At 71.4% G+C, this 16,358-nt stretch carries 8 protein-coding genes; 3 read left to right on the forward strand and 5 right to left on the reverse strand.

Going from position 1 to position 16,358, the window contains the following annotated elements; translation table 11 throughout:
* Positions 1-60: 60 nt before the first annotated feature.
* Positions 61-2,664, reverse strand: a complete 2,604-nt coding sequence (locus NR798_RS08420) for a M16 family metallopeptidase (RefSeq protein WP_375770917.1) — start codon at positions 2,662-2,664, stop codon at positions 61-63.
* Between the two features lie 192 nt (positions 2,665-2,856).
* Here NR798_RS08420 and NR798_RS08425 point away from each other — a divergent pair, with 192 nt between their 5' ends.
* Both NR798_RS08425 and hemW read left to right on the forward strand, forming a co-directional pair.
* Positions 2,857-4,596: a gliding motility protein gene (locus tag NR798_RS08425; protein ID WP_375770918.1), complete on the forward strand. Its 1,740-nt coding sequence runs from the start codon at positions 2,857-2,859 to the stop codon at positions 4,594-4,596.
* A 6-nt stretch (positions 4,597-4,602) separates the two neighbouring features.
* Positions 4,603-5,826, forward strand: coding sequence for a radical SAM family heme chaperone HemW (hemW, locus tag NR798_RS08430; protein WP_375770919.1), 1,224 nt, complete (start codon positions 4,603-4,605; stop codon positions 5,824-5,826).
* On the opposite strand, the gene NR798_RS08435 is transcribed toward hemW, so the two are convergent.
* Positions 5,807-7,021: a tetratricopeptide repeat protein gene (locus NR798_RS08435; protein ID WP_375770920.1), complete on the reverse strand. Its 1,215-nt coding sequence runs from the start codon at positions 7,019-7,021 to the stop codon at positions 5,807-5,809. The genes hemW and NR798_RS08435 overlap by 20 nt on opposite strands.
* Positions 7,022-7,320: 299 nt before the next feature.
* Positions 7,321-7,956, reverse strand: a complete 636-nt coding sequence (locus tag NR798_RS08440) for a hypothetical protein (RefSeq protein WP_375770921.1) — start codon at positions 7,954-7,956, stop codon at positions 7,321-7,323.
* A gap of 90 nt (positions 7,957-8,046) precedes the next feature.
* Here NR798_RS08440 and NR798_RS08445 point away from each other — a divergent pair, with 90 nt between their 5' ends.
* Positions 8,047-8,379, forward strand: coding sequence for a cupin domain-containing protein (locus NR798_RS08445; RefSeq protein ID WP_375770922.1), 333 nt, complete (start codon positions 8,047-8,049; stop codon positions 8,377-8,379).
* Here NR798_RS08445 and NR798_RS08450 read toward each other — a convergent pair.
* Together NR798_RS08450 and NR798_RS08455 are read right to left on the reverse strand one after the other, a co-directional pair.
* Complete coding sequence (locus NR798_RS08450) at positions 8,369-9,364, reverse strand: metallophosphoesterase (protein WP_375770923.1); 996 nt, start codon at positions 9,362-9,364, stop codon at positions 8,369-8,371. The two genes, NR798_RS08445 and NR798_RS08450, sit on opposite strands and share 11 nt — an antisense overlap.
* A 131-nt stretch (positions 9,365-9,495) precedes the next feature.
* Complete coding sequence (locus tag NR798_RS08455; RefSeq protein WP_375770924.1) at positions 9,496-16,314, reverse strand: Ig-like domain-containing protein; 6,819 nt, start codon at positions 16,312-16,314, stop codon at positions 9,496-9,498.
* Between the last annotated feature and the right edge of the window lie 44 nt (positions 16,315-16,358).

The raw sequence follows: 16,358 nt of genomic DNA on the forward strand, positions 1-16,358 counted from the left end.
TCCCCTCTCCCCAGCACGCGGGAGAGGGGATTTTGTTTTGCGGGGAAGCGCGGGCCCGGCTCAGGGGCCGACGTGGGCCAGCGCGCCGCGCTCGAAGTCGATGAGCTGGCGGGCCACCGCGCGCACGTCCTCGGCCGTCACCGCCGCCACGCGCTCGGCGTAGTGGAGGAAGTTCTCCTGGCCCAGGCCGTAGCAGGCGTCCAGCGCGAGCAGCGCGGCGCGCGAGCCGTTGCGCTGCAGGCCAATCTCATGCGTGCCGATGAGGTGCTGCTTCGCGCGGGCGAGCTCGGCCTCGGGGATGGGCTCGTCGCGTACGCGGGCCAGCTCCTCGCGGATGCCGGCCAGCGCGGCCTCCACCTTCTCGGGGCTGGTGCCCATGTAGACGGCGAAGTAGCCCGGGTCCACGCCCTCGATGGAGAAGCTGCTCACGCTGTAGGCCATGGAGCGCTTGTCGCGCAGCTCCACGAAGAGGCGCCCGCCCTGGCCACTGAGCAGCGTGGAGAGCACCTCCAGCGCGTGCCGCCTCGGGTCGTTCACCCGCACCCCCTGGAAGCCCCACACCAGGTGGGACTGCGCGCGCGCCAGCTGCTTCTTGCTCGAGCGCGGGGCATCGAGCGGCGGCTCGGGCTTCACCTCGGGCGGAGGCGCCGCGCGGCCGCGGGAGGCCCCGAAGGCCTCGTGCGCGAGCGCGAGCACCTCGTCCGTCCTCACGTCGCCCACCACCGTGAGGGTGAGCTGCGAGGGATCCATGTACGCGGCGTGGTAGGCGCGCAGCGCGTCCGGCCCCAGCTTCTCCACCGAGGAGTGCTCGCCCAGGGAGGACAGCCGGTAGGGGTGCGTACGGAACAGGGTGCGGCCGAAGAGATCGAACGCCACGCCGCTGGGCTTGTCCTCGCGGGTGAGGATGTCCTGCAGGAGCAGGGTGCGCTCGCGGGCCACCTCGGCCTCGGGGAAGCTGGGGTGGAGGAGGCAGTCGGCGAAGAGGCGGAAGGCGGCGTGGAAGTGGCGCGAGAGGAACTCGCCGCGTAGGCCCACCGAGTTGCGCCCGCCCTGGCCCGAGAGCGAGCCGGCGAAGCTGTCGATGAGGTGGGAGATCTCCTCCGCGTCGTGCGAGGGCGTGCCCCGGGTGAGGCTGCGGCCCAGCAGCGTGGTGAGGCCGTTGTTCTCCTGCGTCTCGTAGCGCAGGCCACCGGCGAAGGCGGCGCGCATGGCGAAGAGGGGCACGGCCCGCTCCTCGCGCACGAGGATGCGCGCCCCGGACGGCAGCCGCTCCTCGACGATTCTTCCGGGAGAGGCGGGCGCGGTGCGGCCCACCTGGATGGCGGGAGCGGCGGGCGCGGCCTTGGGGGCGCGGCGCTCGGGTGCGGCGGCGAGCGTCTCGCGGGACACCCGGTCCAGAATTTCCTCGGCCTGCTCCGCGCCGAAGGGCGTGCCCGGGGGCAGCAGCCCGGTGACGATGGTGCGCTCGAAGCGCAGGTAGCGCTCGGCCACCTCGCGGATGTGCTCGGGGGTGAGCCGGGCGATGGCCTCGTAGTAGCGCGCCTCCGCCTCCAGGTCCCCCATGGAGGACTGGTAGTGGCCCATCTTGCGCGCCAGGCCCTGCACCGTCTCGCGCTGGTAGACGGCCTCGGCCTCGATGAGGGCCTTCACCGTGGCCAGCTCGTCCGCGGGCACCAGCTCCGTGCGCAGCCTGCTCAGCACCCGCACCGTCTCCTCGAGCGCCTGCGTCAGCTGCGCGGGCGGCAGGGTGAGGCTGGCGGAGAAGAGGCCCGGATCCCTCGGCGTGTAGGCGTACGCGTGGATGTCGTTGACGAGGCTGCGCTTGCGCTTGACCTCCAGCACCAGCCGCGAGGTCTCGCCCTGGCCGGCGAGCATGGCCAGCGCGTCCAGCGCGGGCACGTCCGGGTGGTCCGCCTGGGGGATGGGGAAGGCGAGGTTGAAGTACACCTCCTTCACCTCGTCCGGACGCAGCAGCACGCGGCGGCGGGTGGCCTCGGGCTCGCGCGCGCGCGTCACCCCGCCCTCGTAGGGCCGGCCCCACTCACCGCCGAAGATCTCCTCCACCCACTGGCGCAGCTCCGCCTCGGTGAAGTCCCCCGCGGCCGACAGCACCAGGTTCCTGGGCGTGTAGTGCCGCCGGTAGAACTCGAGCACCTTGTCGCGGGTGAAGCTGCGCACGCTCTCCGCCGTGCCGATGACGGGAAAGCGGTAGGGGTGCTCCTGGTAGGCGGTGGAGAACAAGTCCCTCGAGGCGCGCCGGGCCGGCGTGTCCTGGCTGCGCTTGATCTCTTCGCACACCACCTCGATTTCGCGCGACAGCTCGTCCGCGTCGAAGGCGGAGGAGCGGATGGCGTCGCCGAGGATGTCCAGGCCCATGCGGGCGAACTGGCTGGCGATGACGATGTGGTAGACCGTCTGGTCGAAGGACGTCCAGGCGTTGATCTCCCCGCCATGGGCCTCGATGTCGCGGGCGATCTCCCCGGGGCCGCGGCGGGCCGTGCCCTTGAAGAGCATGTGCTCGTGCAGGTGCGCCAGGCCGGCCTGGTCGGGGCGCTCGTCGGCGCTGCCGGCCTTCACCCACACCTGGAAGGCGGCCACCCGGGCGGCGTGCTGCTCATCGAAGACAACGGTGAGTCCGTTGGAAAGTGTGTAGCGCTGAGCCATGGAACGTTCGAACCTGACACCGGCCGTGTGGGTAGGCAAGGCGAGCCGGGGGCCTTTCCGACCAGTCCCTAACGCCTGGAAGCGTTGGCCGCGACCTTGTTGTGAGCCTGGAGACCAGCCGGGAGGGCGGGGTTCTCACGGAGTGAGGAGCGCTGTGGAGAAGAGGAGGTCCGGGGGTTAACCTCGGCCCGCATGGGGTCGTCGTCAGAGGAGCTGGATCCGCTCGCGGAGCTGAGGGAGAGCCTGGAAGGGGAGATGGCGCGTCCCGCCGCCCCCGGTGTGCCTCCGCCGTTGCCTCCGCGCCGGGGAGCGCCCGCCGCGCCGGCCGCCTTCCGGCCCGCCATGTCGCTGCCCTCTGTGCAGTCGGCGTCCCGGGCTCCGGAGCCTCCGCCCATTCCCGCTCGTCCGGTGGGGGCGGCCGACCCCTTCTCCGAGCCGGCCGAGCCGCGCCCGCCCCTGGGCGGCGCCCCGGAGGACAAGGTCGAGCACTTCCGCTCGGTGGTGAAGCAGAAGACGGAGACGCTGGCCCGCGCGCGGGCGATGTACGCCGAGCGCGAGTCCGAGCTCCAGTCGCTGCGCGTGTCCGAGGCCACGCTGCGCGCGCAGGTGGCGGAGGCGCGAGATCAGCTCGCGGCGCTGAAGGACATGCCCGCGAAGCTGGAGCAGGCCTCGGCGGCGCTGTCGCGCGAGGCGGCGCGCACGGGGGTGGCCGAGGCGCGGGTGGCGCAGCTGGAGGGCGAGCTGCACGCGGTGGAGGAGGAGCGCAAGGATCTCTCGCGGGCGCTGGCCGAGGTGGAGTCGGAGCTGTCGCGCCTCACCGGGGAGCTGAAGCACGAGCGGGACTCGCGGGCCTCCCTGGCCGAGGAGCTCATCGGGGCGAAGGAGGCCCTGTCGCTGGCGCAGGACCGGGTGGGCGAGCTCGCGGCCGAGCGCGCGGAGATGCAGGGCGCGCTGGAGGCGGTGCGCGAGCAGTACCAGTCCAACCTGGCCGAGCTGGAGAGCACCGGCGAGCAGCTGCAGGAGGCCCTGCGGGAGCGGGAGCTCGTCGACGCGGAGCGGGTGGGGCTGACGGCGCGGGTGGCGCAGCTGGAGGCGGCGCTCGCGGAGTCCGAGTGGTCGAGCAGCTCGCTGGAGGAGTCGCAGGCGCGCACCCGCGAGCTGGAGGCCGAGCGGGATGAGGCGCGGGCGGCGCTGGCGGAGCTGTCGCCCCGGCTGGAGACGGCGGAGGCGGAGCTGACGTCGGCGCGCGAGTCGCTGGCGCTGAGCGAGACCGAGGCGGTGCAGCTGCGCGACCGGATGGAGGCGGACGCGGCGGCGCTGAGCGAGGCGGCGGAGCAGGCCGAGGCGCAGGTGGCGGCGCTGCGGGCCGAGCTGGGGACGGTGGAAGAGGACCGCAAGGACATGGCGCGCGCGCTCGCGGACGTGGAGGCGGAGCTGGGGCGCGTCCAGGCGCGGGCGCAACAGGACTCGGAGCGCGCGACGGCGGCCGAGGCGCGGGCCTCGGAGCTGGAGGGCGAGCTGTCGGCGGTGGAGTCGGACCGCCAGGACATGGCACGCGCGCTGGCGGACGTGGAGTCGGAGCTGGGGCGCGTGCGGCAGCAGGTGGAGCAGCAGCAGGACGCGCGCGCGGCGGAGGAGTCGCTCGAGGTGGAGGAGCTGGACGCCGACAGCCGGGCCCAGGAGGCCGAGCAGCAGGCGGAGCGGCTGCGGCAGCGGGTGAAGATGCTGGAGGGCGCGCTGGAGGCCTCGCGCACCCAGGCGGGCCCGGCTCCGGAAGAGGTGATCGCCGAGCGGGATCAGCTCAAGGAGGACGTGGCGGCGATGAAGCGCAAGCTGATGGCGGCCGAGACGGCGCTGGAATCGGCGGCCAGCTACAAGATGAAGGTGGCGAAGCTGGAAGCGCAGCTCGCCCAGCTCCGCGGGGCGAAGTAGCGCCCCATGGACTTCGCGGGCCCCATCGATCCCCTCACGGGCACAGCGGCGGCGCGATTCGGGCTGTACGTGCACTTCCCGTACTGCCTCTCCAAGTGCCCCTACTGCGACTTCGCGGTGGCGGTGGTGCGCGAGATCCCCGAGGAGCGCTACGCGCGCGCGGTGCTGGCGGAGCTGGATGCGCGGCTGGCGGCGGAGCCCTCGCTGCGTGCGCGGACGCTGGAGTCCATCTTCCTCGGTGGCGGCACGCCGTCCCTCTGGCACCCGCGCCAGGTGGCGGCCGTGCTGGAGGGCGTGGCGGCGCGGTTGAAGGTGGCGCCCGGGGCGGAGATCTCCCTGGAGGCCAACCCGAGTGTCGCGGACGCCGAGCGCTTCGCGGGCTACCGGGCCGCGGGCATCAACCGCGTCTCGCTGGGCGTGCAGTCCTTCGATGATTCGCTGCTGAAGGCGCTGGGGCGCGAGCACACCGGCCCGGAGGCGGTGGCGGCGTACGAGACGGCGCGGCGGGCGGGCTTCGACGTGGTGTCCATGGACTTCATCTACGGGGTGCACGGGCAGACGCGGGCGCAGGCGGAGTCGGATGCGCGCCGGGCCGCGGCGCTCGGGCCCGAGCACCTGTCCACCTATGCGCTGACGGTGGAGCGCGAGTCGCTGGCGGTGGCCACGCCGCTGTCCCGGCAGCTCGACAAGGGCGAGCTGGTGCTGCCTCCGGACGAGGAGGTGGTGGAGATGACGAAGGCCATCCGCGACGCCTACGGCGAGCACGGCCTGGTGCGGTACGAGATCTCCAACCACGCCCGGCCCGGGTATGGCTCGCGGCATAACGCGCTCTACTGGACGGGGGGCGAGTACCTCGCGCTGGGCGTGGGCGCCACGGGCATGTTGCTCACCTCCGCGCCCGGCGAGCGGCCCGCGGGCTACCGCTACGTGAACCTGCGCGGCTCGGACGCGTACATGCGCGCCGCGGAGGATGGGAAGCTGCCGGAGTCCAGCCGCGAGGAGCTGAGCCCCGTGGAGCTCTTCGAGGAGCGCCTGGCCATGGGGCTGCGGCTGCGCTCCGGGGTGGACTGGGAGGCGGTGTGCACGCGCTACGGGCAGGACCCGGAGCCGCGCCGGAAGGAGATCGCCCGGCTGGTGCAGCACGGCCTGGCGAGGCTCGAGGGCCCGAGGCTCGTGCTCACCGAGGCGGGCGCGGACGTGCACAGCGCCATCAGCGCGCGGCTTCTGTAGTCCCCGTGGCCTGCTGCTGCGCGGCGATCTCCTGCTGCCGGGTCTCCAGTACGAGCGCCTCTTCGCCACGGCCGAGCACGCGCAAGGACTCGGCGTAGGTCCCGAGAACGCCGAGCAGCTCCGGGTGCACCTTTCCGTGGAGCCGCTCCCCCAGCGCGAGCGCACGCTTGGAGACCTTCACCGCTTGCTCGTGCTGCTCCGCGTGCTGATGGGCGATCGCGAGCGACTGCAGAAGGCTGTAGAGCTCCGGGCTGTCCTCCAACGGAAGAGGGGAGGGGCGGAGCGCGTCCTCCAGGGCGGAGACCGCGAGCGCGGGTCGCTCCCACTCGATCAGGACGGCGCTCAGGTGGATGGAGGCCGCGATCAGCTCGTCGGAGACGCCGATCCGCTTCCGGTAGGCGGCGATGGCCTTTCGAAGTTCGAGCTCCGCCTCGCCGTACCGCTTCAGATGGAAGAGGACCTCGCCCAGGTACGCGTGGTCATCGGCGAACGCGGGGGCACCGAAGGGTTGGCCTCGGGGCCCTTGCTCGAACTGCCGGGTGTGCCCGGGCAGCGCGGCGCGCAGGAGGGGCTCCGCCTCGCTCCAGCGCTCCAGTTCCATCAGCGCCAGGGCGAGCCGGGTCTGCGCATCCGCCTGGTGTCCTTCCACCTCGGGCAGGTGCTCCGCTGCACCGAGTGCCTGCCGGAAGGCGGCCTCCGCGGCCTGGAACTGGCCCGCTTCGTAGGCCTTGTCTCCCGCCTCGAGTTGCTGCTCGTGGGTTTTCCGGTAGGGGCGCAGCTCCCGCTCGCGGACCGCTTTGGTGAGCATGATCATGCCCGGCGCGAACAGCAGGAGGATCACCGCCCAGGCCACTCGCTTCCGCAGGCGGTCTCGCCGGGCCGCTCGATCATCCCGCTTCGCCGGGCCGGACGCCGGAGCCGGCTCGTCGTCCTCGTCGTCCTCGTCGTCCTCGTCGTCCTCCACGATGGAGGCGTCGAGCAGTGCCTGGGCCTCGGAGAGGTGCTTGCGCTTGACGAGGACACGCACCTCGTCCGCCTCGCCCAGCACTCCCTGCAGGCCGTGGGTGTGCTCTCCCTGGACGAGCGCGGTGATGCCGTGGGCCTGCAGCAGGCTGCGCACCAGCGCGGCCTCGGACGTGTCGGCACAGCTCGTCAGCAGGACGAGCTCCTCGTCCGACTCCAGGAGTGTGGTCATGGAAGGTGCGGCTCCAGGTCCGGGAGGACCAGGGGAAGGAGGCTGAATCTAATCCTCTTCAGGGAAATGACCGAAGGGGCTCGATGCTCCCTCTCCCCCCGGGAGAGGGTTGGGGTGAGGGTATCCGAGCCCGTTCTTCCAACCGGGGCCCTCAGTGTAGACAGGGGGTTCAACCCGGGGCCCTGGCACCCTCACCCCGTCCCTCTCCCGAGGGGAGAGGGGAAACCTTCGCGGACTTACCTGATGGGGCTTCGCATCCTGTCCCGGGCGGGCCGTGCCTCCGCGAGTGAAGCCGGCTCCTATCGCCGGTCCAGATTCCTCGGGGCCTTCATCGGACGGTGCTGGCGGCACTGCGTGGGACGGGGCCCGTCCTTCATCCGGGTGACCACCAGCCCCGCGTATACGTCCGCGTGCTCGGCCAGGTACGCCGCCAGGTCCACCTCGACGACCCGGCCCGCGTAGTGGTCACCGACGATCCACCTGCCCCCGCCGCTGTACACGCCCGTGTGCCACACCCAGACGGGCCGCTCCTTCAGCAGGCCGATGTGCGGCTCGGCCGGGTTCGCGTCGAATCCCACCAGTTGCAGCACGTCACCGGGTTGGAGCCGCGAGACGTCCAGCGCCGAGGTGGCGATGGGCGCCATTCCCTCCACCGGCTGCCCCAGCTCGCCCGCCGGCACCGAGCGGGTCGGGAACACCGAGTAGGACTTCCAGCCGCACCGGCTCACGCGCTCGGCCGCGTAGAAGAGCACGCCCTGGCAGTCGATGCCCTCTCCCGGCCGCCGCATCCGGCCACCGAACTGGTAGGGAACCCCGAGCACCTCGCGCGCCGCCGCGACGAACTTCCCGTTCCCTCCGTCCGGCGTCTGGGCGAGGGTGTCGCCCCCCAGGCTGGTCCACAGCAGGACCGTTCCAACCGTTGCGTACCAACGCATGGCGCCTCCCACGGGCTCGACTGTTCGAGCCGGTTGGATGCTTCGCGCTACCCTCGGAGTTCCACCGTCTGGCCGACAGGAGGCACCCGGATGGACAACCTCTTCGCGCTTCCCCATCCCCTGCCGGAGCAGGAGACCTTCGAGCCGCTCCTGCCGGACCGGGGTGTCCTCATCGAGCGCATCATCTCCACGGGCCAGGCCTCACCTCCCGGCCATTGGTATGACCAGGAGCGGGACGAGTGGGTGGTGCTCCTTCAGGGAAGGGCGAAGCTCGTCTGGGAGGATGGGCGCACCCGCGAGCTCGGGCCGGGCGACCACGTCCTCCTCCCCGCGCACGAGCGGCACCGCGTGGAGTGGACCTCAAGCGAGCCGCCGTGCATCTGGCTCGCGGTGCACGGCGACCTGCGCGGCGTCAGGGGCTGACCTTGCCCGCCGGGGCCACTGCGGGCGCGGGCGCCACCAGCTCCACGCGGCCGTTGGCATACAGGGCGGTGACGTGGCCGTCGCGAAGCTCCAGCGCCGCGAGGTGGCGGCCGTAGCCGGTGCTCAGGCCGGTGTCGATGAACACCGCCTTCCCGCCGAACCGCGTCCGGATCTTCCCATCGCGATCGGTGGTGTGGCCCATCACCATCCGCTTCGCGCCAAAGCGTTGCAGCACCGTGTCCAGGGCCCGCGCCTCGTCCTCCTCCTGCCCCAGCGCGTAGCCGCGGAACCACAACGGCCCCTGCGCGTCCTTGGCCCCTCCGGGCGGGTTGCCGGGGAACAGGTCCTGCCGCACCCAGTGGTTGAGCTCGGCCAGCGTCTTCGCCGGCACCGCCGGGGCCACTCCACCGTGCACGAAGAGCGTGTCATTGACGCGCACCACCGCGGGATGCGCGCGCAGCCACTGGCCATAGCGCCCCTGCGGCCCGTACGCCACGCGGTGCCCCTTCAGCCCTCGCGGCGTGCCGGACGCATCCGGCTCCGGGCTCTGGTCCGCGAACGAGGCCAGCTCGCCCGGGGCGACGTAGCGCAGGTCCCCGAGCATGTTCATCACCTCGTGGTTGCCCAGCAGCGCGTGCACCCGGCCTCCCGCCGCGAGTGCCTCGCGCTCCAGCCGCATCAGCAGCTCGAAGGCCTCCCTCGTGCGCTCCCCCCGGTCGGGAATGTCCCCCGTCTGCACCAGGTGCGCCTTGCCGCCGCTCCACCGGCCCTTGTCGTCGATGAGCTTCGCCAGCCGCAGCACTTCCTTCAGCGCTTCCACGTCTCCGTGCACGTCTCCCACCGCCACCACGCGTTCCACGCCAGTGAAGGTATCGGGCACGGCATCCTCCAGGCGGCGCGCGGCCGGCGCGGCCTGGGGAGGCGCCGCCGCCAGCAACAAGGGGACGAGCAGGGGAATGACGAGCGGGCGGAGGGTGGAGGACACGGTGCTCTCCTCGGGGAATACCCTCAACCCTAACCCCCTCCCCGAGGGAGCGGGGACTCGAAATGGAAACGGCGCGAGCAGGTTGGTTGCCTGCTCGCGCCGTTCGTGTCCGGCCAGCGCCGGGTGCTCCGTTACTTCGGCTGCTCGGTTTCCTCGCCGGCGACCTTCAGGATGTTGAACTCGACGCGGCGGTTGTTCTCACGGCCCGCCGCCGTCTTGTTCGTGTCCACCGGCTTCGTCTGCCCGTAGCCCACCGACTCGAGGCGCTCGGCGGCCACGCCCTCCTTGATGAGGAAGGCGCGCACGTTGGCCGCGCGGCGCTCCGACAGGTTCTGGTTCTTGGCGGGCTTGCCCTGGTTGTCCGTGTGGCCCTCCACGCGCAGCAGCTCGATCTGCGGGTTGGCGCGCAGGATCGCCGCCACCTGATTCAGCAGGTCGAACGACTTGGGCAGGATGACGTCCTTGTTGGTGGCGAAGTACACCTTGTCCAGGATGACGATGCGCTTGGCCTCCAGGCGCACCTTGGACTTGCCCTCGTCGGGGCAGCCATCCTCGTCCTTCACCCCGTTGATGACCTCGGGCTGCAGGGGGCACTGGTCCTCCCAGTCCGGCACGCCGTCCTTGTCGTTGTCCGGGTCCGGGCAGCCGTCCTCGTCCTGGAAGCCGTCCTTGTCCTCGGGCTGGGTGGGGCACTTGTCCTGGTCGTCCATCAGGCCGTCCTTGTCCGAGTCCACGGGCACCTTGTCCGGGCAGCCGTCCTCGTCCTGGAAGCCATTCACCGACTCGGGCTGGTCACGGCACTGGTCCTTCGTGTCCGGGATGCCGTCCGCGTCGTTGTCCGGGTCCGCGCAGCCGTCCTCGTCCTGGAAGCCGTCCAGGTCCTCGGGGCCCTGCGCGCACTGGTCCTTGTCATCCGTGACGCCGTCCTTGTCCGTGTCGACGGGCGCGGGCGGAGTGGCGGGCTGGGCCGGAGCGCGCTCGCCCGGCTGGGTCCAGTCGATGCCGGCGAAGAGGCGGAAACCGGGGGTGCCGTAACCACGGGTGAGACCCGGGCCACCGCCCACGTGGGCCGCCAGCCCCGGGCTGATGCGGTACTGCACCGCCGCGAGGAGCTCCAGCGGACGCCCCTCCATGTCCTGATCGTTCAACCCGAAGGCACCCGCCAGGTTGGCGCGCACCGCGAGCTTCTCGGTCAGGGGCACCTGGGCACCCACCGCGTACATCAGCTCGGTGCCCGTGTGCAGGTTGCGCACCTGCTGCTCGGGCTGCAGGTTGGCGCCGAGGTTGGCCACCAGCCGCAGGCCCTCGCCGTTGCCCCACTCGGCCACCAGCTGCGGCCGGGCGCTCACGCCCGCGCCACCGCGGAAGCCCGCGCCGCCCGCGCTGGGCAGCAGCACGGGCACGGCCACGCCCAGGTCGAACCCGCCCGCGTTCAGCAGGTGGGCCTTGGGCACCAGCCGCAGGTCCCCCAGGCCCGCGCCGCTCACGCCGCCCTGGAAGGCCGGCGTGATGGAGGCGTCGCGCTCGGAGGCCTGGTACGTGAGGGGCACGGCCACGCCCAGCTCGAACCGGTTCCACAGCGAGATGGAGCCCATCAGGTCCACCGTCACCTGGTTGGCGACGATGGAGTAGACGAAGTCGTCCTGACGCGGATCGAGGAAGCCCAGCGGGTTGCTCGCGTAGTTGACCGAGGCCGCCAGGTGCCAGCCGAGGTGCCCGTCCACCTTGGCGCCATGGACGCCGAGGATGTCGGTGGCACCCGGGCCGGGCTTGTAGCGCTGCACGTCGATGGACTGGGACAGCGGGGAGGGCGTGGGACCCTGGGCCTCCGCCGCCGGAGCGGACAGGACACCCAGCAGGCCCAGCACTCCACCGGCCAGCGCGGTGCCACGGCGCGAGGCGCGCCGCGAGCGCAGGGCCGGCAGGGCGAGCAGCACCAGCGCCGCCAGCCACACCAGCGGAGAGGCGCTCCCCGAGGTGCTGCAGCCACGGCCGGCGATGATGAAGTCGTCCGTGTCGTCCAGCGGGTTGCTGTTGCTCTTCACCTCGTCACCGTCGGACAGGCCACCGTCGTCGGTGTCGGTGTCGTTCGGATCCGTCTCGCCCGAGCCCAGGCTGCCATCGAGGTTCTTGTCCTCCTCACCGTCCTTGAGGCCGTCGCCATCGGTGTCGGCCTGCTTCGGGTTGGTGGTGGTGGACGGGTCCGTGTCCGGCACGAAGTTGGGCGAGCTGGTGTTGGTGCCCGCGGGAGCGTTGGCCCGCGTCACACCGAGCTCGGTGCCATCCTTGATGCCGTCGTTGTCGCTATCCGGGTCGAGCGCGTCGATGAGGCCGTCCCCATCCGTGTCGGTGAGGCCGTCGGCGCCATCCATCACGCCGTCATCGTCGGTGTCCGAGTCGAGCGGCTCGAGGCCGAGATCCTTCTCGCGCACGTCGGAGACGCCGTCGCCATCCGTGTCGCGGTTCACGTCGTCGTCCGAGGGGTCGAGCGGGTTGCTCTCGCCCGGGTCCACGACGCCGTCGTGGTCCAGGTCCTCGACGCCATCGGACACGCCGCCGCCGTCCGTGTCGGCCTTCGTCGGGTCGGTCTCACCCGGGTCCACGACGCCGTCGTGGTCCTTGTCCTCGATGCCATCCGGCAGGCCATCGCCGTCCGAGTCCGTCTTGCGCGGATCGGTCTCGCCCGGGTCCACGACGCCGTCGTGGTCCTTGTCCTCGGTGCCATCGGGGATGCCGTCGCCGTCCGAGTCCGTCTTGCGCGGATCGGTCTCGTTCGGATCCACGACGCCGTCGTGGTTCTTGTCCTCGACACCATCCGGGATGCCGTCGCCGTCGGTGTCGGCCTTCGTCGGATCCGTGCCGGTGGCGATCTCGACAGCGTCGGGGATGCCGTCACCGTCGGTGTCCACGGGGGGATTGTCGTCTGCGGGGTCGAGCGGATTGCGCTCGCCCGCGTCGAGGCGGCCGTTGTGGTTGGTGTCCTCGGTGCCGTCGTTCACGCCGCCGTTGTCGGTGTCCGCGTCGAGCGGATCCGTCCGGGTCAGGGAGTCCGAGTCGGGGATGAAGACGGCCAGGTCGGTGCCCAGGCCCTCGGGAGAGGTGAGGCCCTTCTCGGTGCCGTCCTGGAGGCCGTCGTTGTCCGTGTCGGCATCGCGCGGGTCGGTCTCGTCCGCGTCGACGACACCGTCGTGGTCCTTGTCCTCGGTGCCGTCCAGGATGCCGTCATCGTCCGAGTCGGCATCGGTGGGGCTGGTGCCGGTGGCCGTCTCGACGCTGTCGGGGATGCCGTCGCCATCGGTGTCGGTGACGGTCAGGTCGTCCGCGGGGTTGAGCGGATTGCGCTCGCCCGAGTCGACGCGGCCGTTGTGGTTGGTGTCCTCGACGCCGTCGGACACGGTGCCGCCGTCGGTGTCCACCTTCAGCGGATCCGTCTTGGTGGCCGTGTCCTCATCCTTCTGGAAGATGGACGTGTTGGTGCCCGAGCCCTGGGGCGCGCCCAGGCCCAGCTCGGTGCCGTCCTGGAGGCCGTCACCGTCTGTGTCCCGGTTGCGCGGGTCGGTCTCGGTGGCGTCCACGGCGCCGTCGTGGTCGGCGTCCTCGTTGCCGTCCAGCAGGCCGTCGTCGTCCGTGTCGTCGTCGAGCGGATTGGTGGTGGTGGAGGGGTGCGTATCCGGCTGGAAGACGGAGGCGTTGGTGCCCGTGCCCTGGGGCGCGGTCAGGCCCTTCTCGGTGCCGTCCTGGAGGCCGTCGTTGTCGCTGTCCGGGTTGCGCGGATTGGTCTCGCCCGCGTCCACGATGCCGTCGTGGTCGGCGTCCTCGTTGCCGTCCGTGATGCCGTCATCGTCCGAGTCGTCATCGTTCGGATCCGTGCCGGTGGCCGTCTCGACATCGTCGGGGATGCCGTCGCCGTCGGTGTCCTTCGCCGCCACCTTGTCGTCCGCGGGGTTGTTGGGGTTGCGCTCGCCCGCGTCGACGCGGCCGTTGTGGTTGGTGTCCTCCACGCCATCGGACACGCTGCCATCGTCGGTGTCCGAGTCGAGCGGGTCCGTCGTGGTGGCGGGGTCCTCATCCTTCTGGAAGATGGAGGTGTTGGTGCCGGTGCCCTGGGGCGCGGTCAGGCCCAGCTCGGTGCCGTCCTGGAGGCCGTCACCGTCGGTGTCCCGGTTGCGCGGGTCGGTCTCGCCCGGGTCCACGTAGCCGTCGCGGTTGGCGTCCTCGTTGCCGTCCGTGATGCCGTCGTCGTCCGAGTCATCATCGGTGGGGCTGGTGCCGGTGGCCGTCTCGATGCTGTCGGCGATGCCGTCCTTGTCCGTGTCCAGGCCGACGAACCAGGTGTAGGTGGCCGGCGTGGGGTCCACGATGCCGCCATAGGTCCGGGCGCGCACCGCGAAGGTGTGACGGCCGTCGGTCAGGGCCGTGTAGCTCTTCGGGGTGTCGCACGTCACGAAGGTCCGGCCATCGAGGCTGCAGTCGTAGCTGCCGATGTCGAAGCGGCCCGGGGAATCGAAGGTGAAGGAGATGGAGGTGCTGCTGGTCTCCGCCTCGGGCGGGGTGATGGTGAGGATGCGCGTATCCGGCGGCTTCGCGTCGATGGTGAACGGGACGCTGGTGGCGGTGCTGGTGTTGCCCGCCGCGTCCTTCGCCGTGGCGCTGACGGTGTGCGGACCGTCCACCAGCGGATCCGGCGCCGGGAACGACCAGTTGCCCGCGCCGTCCGCGATCACCCGGCCAATCACCTTGCCGTCCACGCTCACGATGACCGTGGCGTTGGGCTCGGCGGTGCCGGTGAACAGGGGCCGCTGGATGGTGAGCACGGCGCCCGAGGTGGGGTAGGTGATGACGGGCGCGCCGGGCGCCACCGTGTCCACGGTGAAGGTGGTGCTCGCCGGCTGGCTCGGGTTGCCCGCGCTGTCGGTGGCCACCGCGTTGACGGTGTGGGGGCCCTCGCCCAGCGGCGTGGTGCCCGTGCAGGACCAGTTGCCGGAGGCATCGGTGGTCGCGGTGCACAGCACCGTGCCGCCCGAGTTCCTCACGGTGACCGTGGTGCCCGGAAGCGAGGTGCCGGTGTACGTGGGCGTGTTGTCGTTGGTGATGGAGCCATTGGCCGGCGCGGTGATGACGGGCGTCGGGACGATGGCGACTTCAATGCGCGTGGGGCCGCTGCCGGCCGGGCTGCGCGAGGGCGTCGTCACCGGGTCGATGCCCAGCAGGCCACCCGCGGTGATGAAGGCCTGGTTCTCCACCTTGCCCACCGTGGTGGACTTCACCTTCATCTGGAAGGAGATGCTGGTGCTCTCGCCCACATCCCCGGGGCTCACGATGCCCTTGATGCTGCCGCCCTGGGCGGGTGCGGCGCCCGAGGCCCCCGTGCCCAGGTAGACGGTGATCGTATGGGTGCCGGCGTCGTACTGGCCGACATCGTCGCCCGGGGCGTCGGTCAGCGGACCGGGGGGCAGCGTGTCGCTGGCCGCCACGGTGAGGAGCTGGAGCGAGCCCGGCACGTAGTCCAGCTGCGCGGGCAGTGGATCCGTGAGGACGGTGTCGCGCGAGTGGTCATCGCCCTTGTTGCGGGTGACGATGGTGTACTCGAGGATGTCGCCCGGGCGGACCGTGCCGTCGGTGCGCGTGGTGTTGCGGACCGACTTGAGGGTGTCCGTGAAGTCGGGGGCCTGGGTGGTGATGGAGGTGATGAAGCCGCCCAGCCAGAACTTGTCGCCGCTGGTGTTGACCTTCACCGTGGCCGTCTTGGCGCCCGCGGCCACCGTGACGTCCACCACGTCCAGGTCCATGCCGGACAAGCTGCCGGCGGTGCCGGTGAGCTGGGGACGGTCATACCGGTGGCTGATGGGCAGGGTGTCGAGCACCCCGTCGGAGCCGGTGGGCACGCCGGCCAGCGGCGTGTCGGTGCGCACGCCCGTCTTGTTGGTGGTCCACGAGCGCGTGCTGTTGAAGAAGTTGTTGGCCGGGTTGAGATCGTTGCTGATCAGCGCGCCGTTGAACTCGAACGTGTCGTTGATGTCCGGCGCCGGGTCATCACCCTCGAAGGCGATGACGCCCAGCTTGGCGTCCTGGGCATACGTGGGCACGTGGAAGCCGGCCAGGGAGATGGTGGTCCCGGGCGTGCCCGCCACCACGCGCATGCTGTCGAAGAGCTTGAGGTGCCGCTTGTTCGCGAGCGGCTCCTCGTAGAAGACCACCAGCCACCACGCGTCGAAGAGGTACTCGCCCGTCGTGGTGTCGAAGGGGATGGCCTGCACATCGCTCACCTGGTAGACGCCCGCGCCGTACGCCTTCACCAGGTCGGTGATGTCCGCCGTGGACTGGTACTGGTACTCGGCACCCGGGTCCTGCTGGAAGGCGTAGTCGTCGGCGGTGAGGCCCTTCTCGAAGCCGGCCACGCCCGAGCGCGACACCGTGGCGGTGAGGTCCGGCGCGGCGATCTTGTCGCCCGCGGACGAGTTGAAACGGGTGGCCGCCCAGTAGATGCGCGCGTACACCACGCGGGCCCCGGGGGGCAGGGTGAGCACCGCCTGGCTGCGCGCGTGCAGCGGATTGGGCGAGGTGGGGGTGACGCCCGGCGCGAGGTAGGGCCGGGTCGAGGCCCCGGTGTTCTCGAGCGTCCAGTCGTCCAGGGTCCAGAAGAAATCCGGGGAGGTGTCACGCCCGGAGCAGCTGGTCTCGCCATACACGGTGCCGTTGGGCGGCATCTTGCCGGTGAGCGGCCGCGGCGTCGTGCTGCGGCAGTCCTGGCCGAGCGTGTTGCCGATGAGCGCGAAGTTGCCGTACAGGTCGCCCGTGTAACGCAGCTTGGGGTCCGCGTTGTTGGTGGGCGCCTGGGCCCGGGCGCTGCCGGCCGTCAGCAGCACCGCGAGTGCGAGCAGCAGCGTCGGCACGCTCTTCAGGGCGAGGTTCCGGCGCGCGGCCGGGGGTGGCGATAAGGGATTTCTCATAGGTGCCACGGGGGCTCAGAGGGATGGGGAAGACCGGGGCGCCC

This window comes from Archangium gephyra (genome assembly GCF_042230915.1).
Classification (GTDB): domain Bacteria; phylum Myxococcota; class Myxococcia; order Myxococcales; family Myxococcaceae; genus Archangium; species Archangium gephyra_B.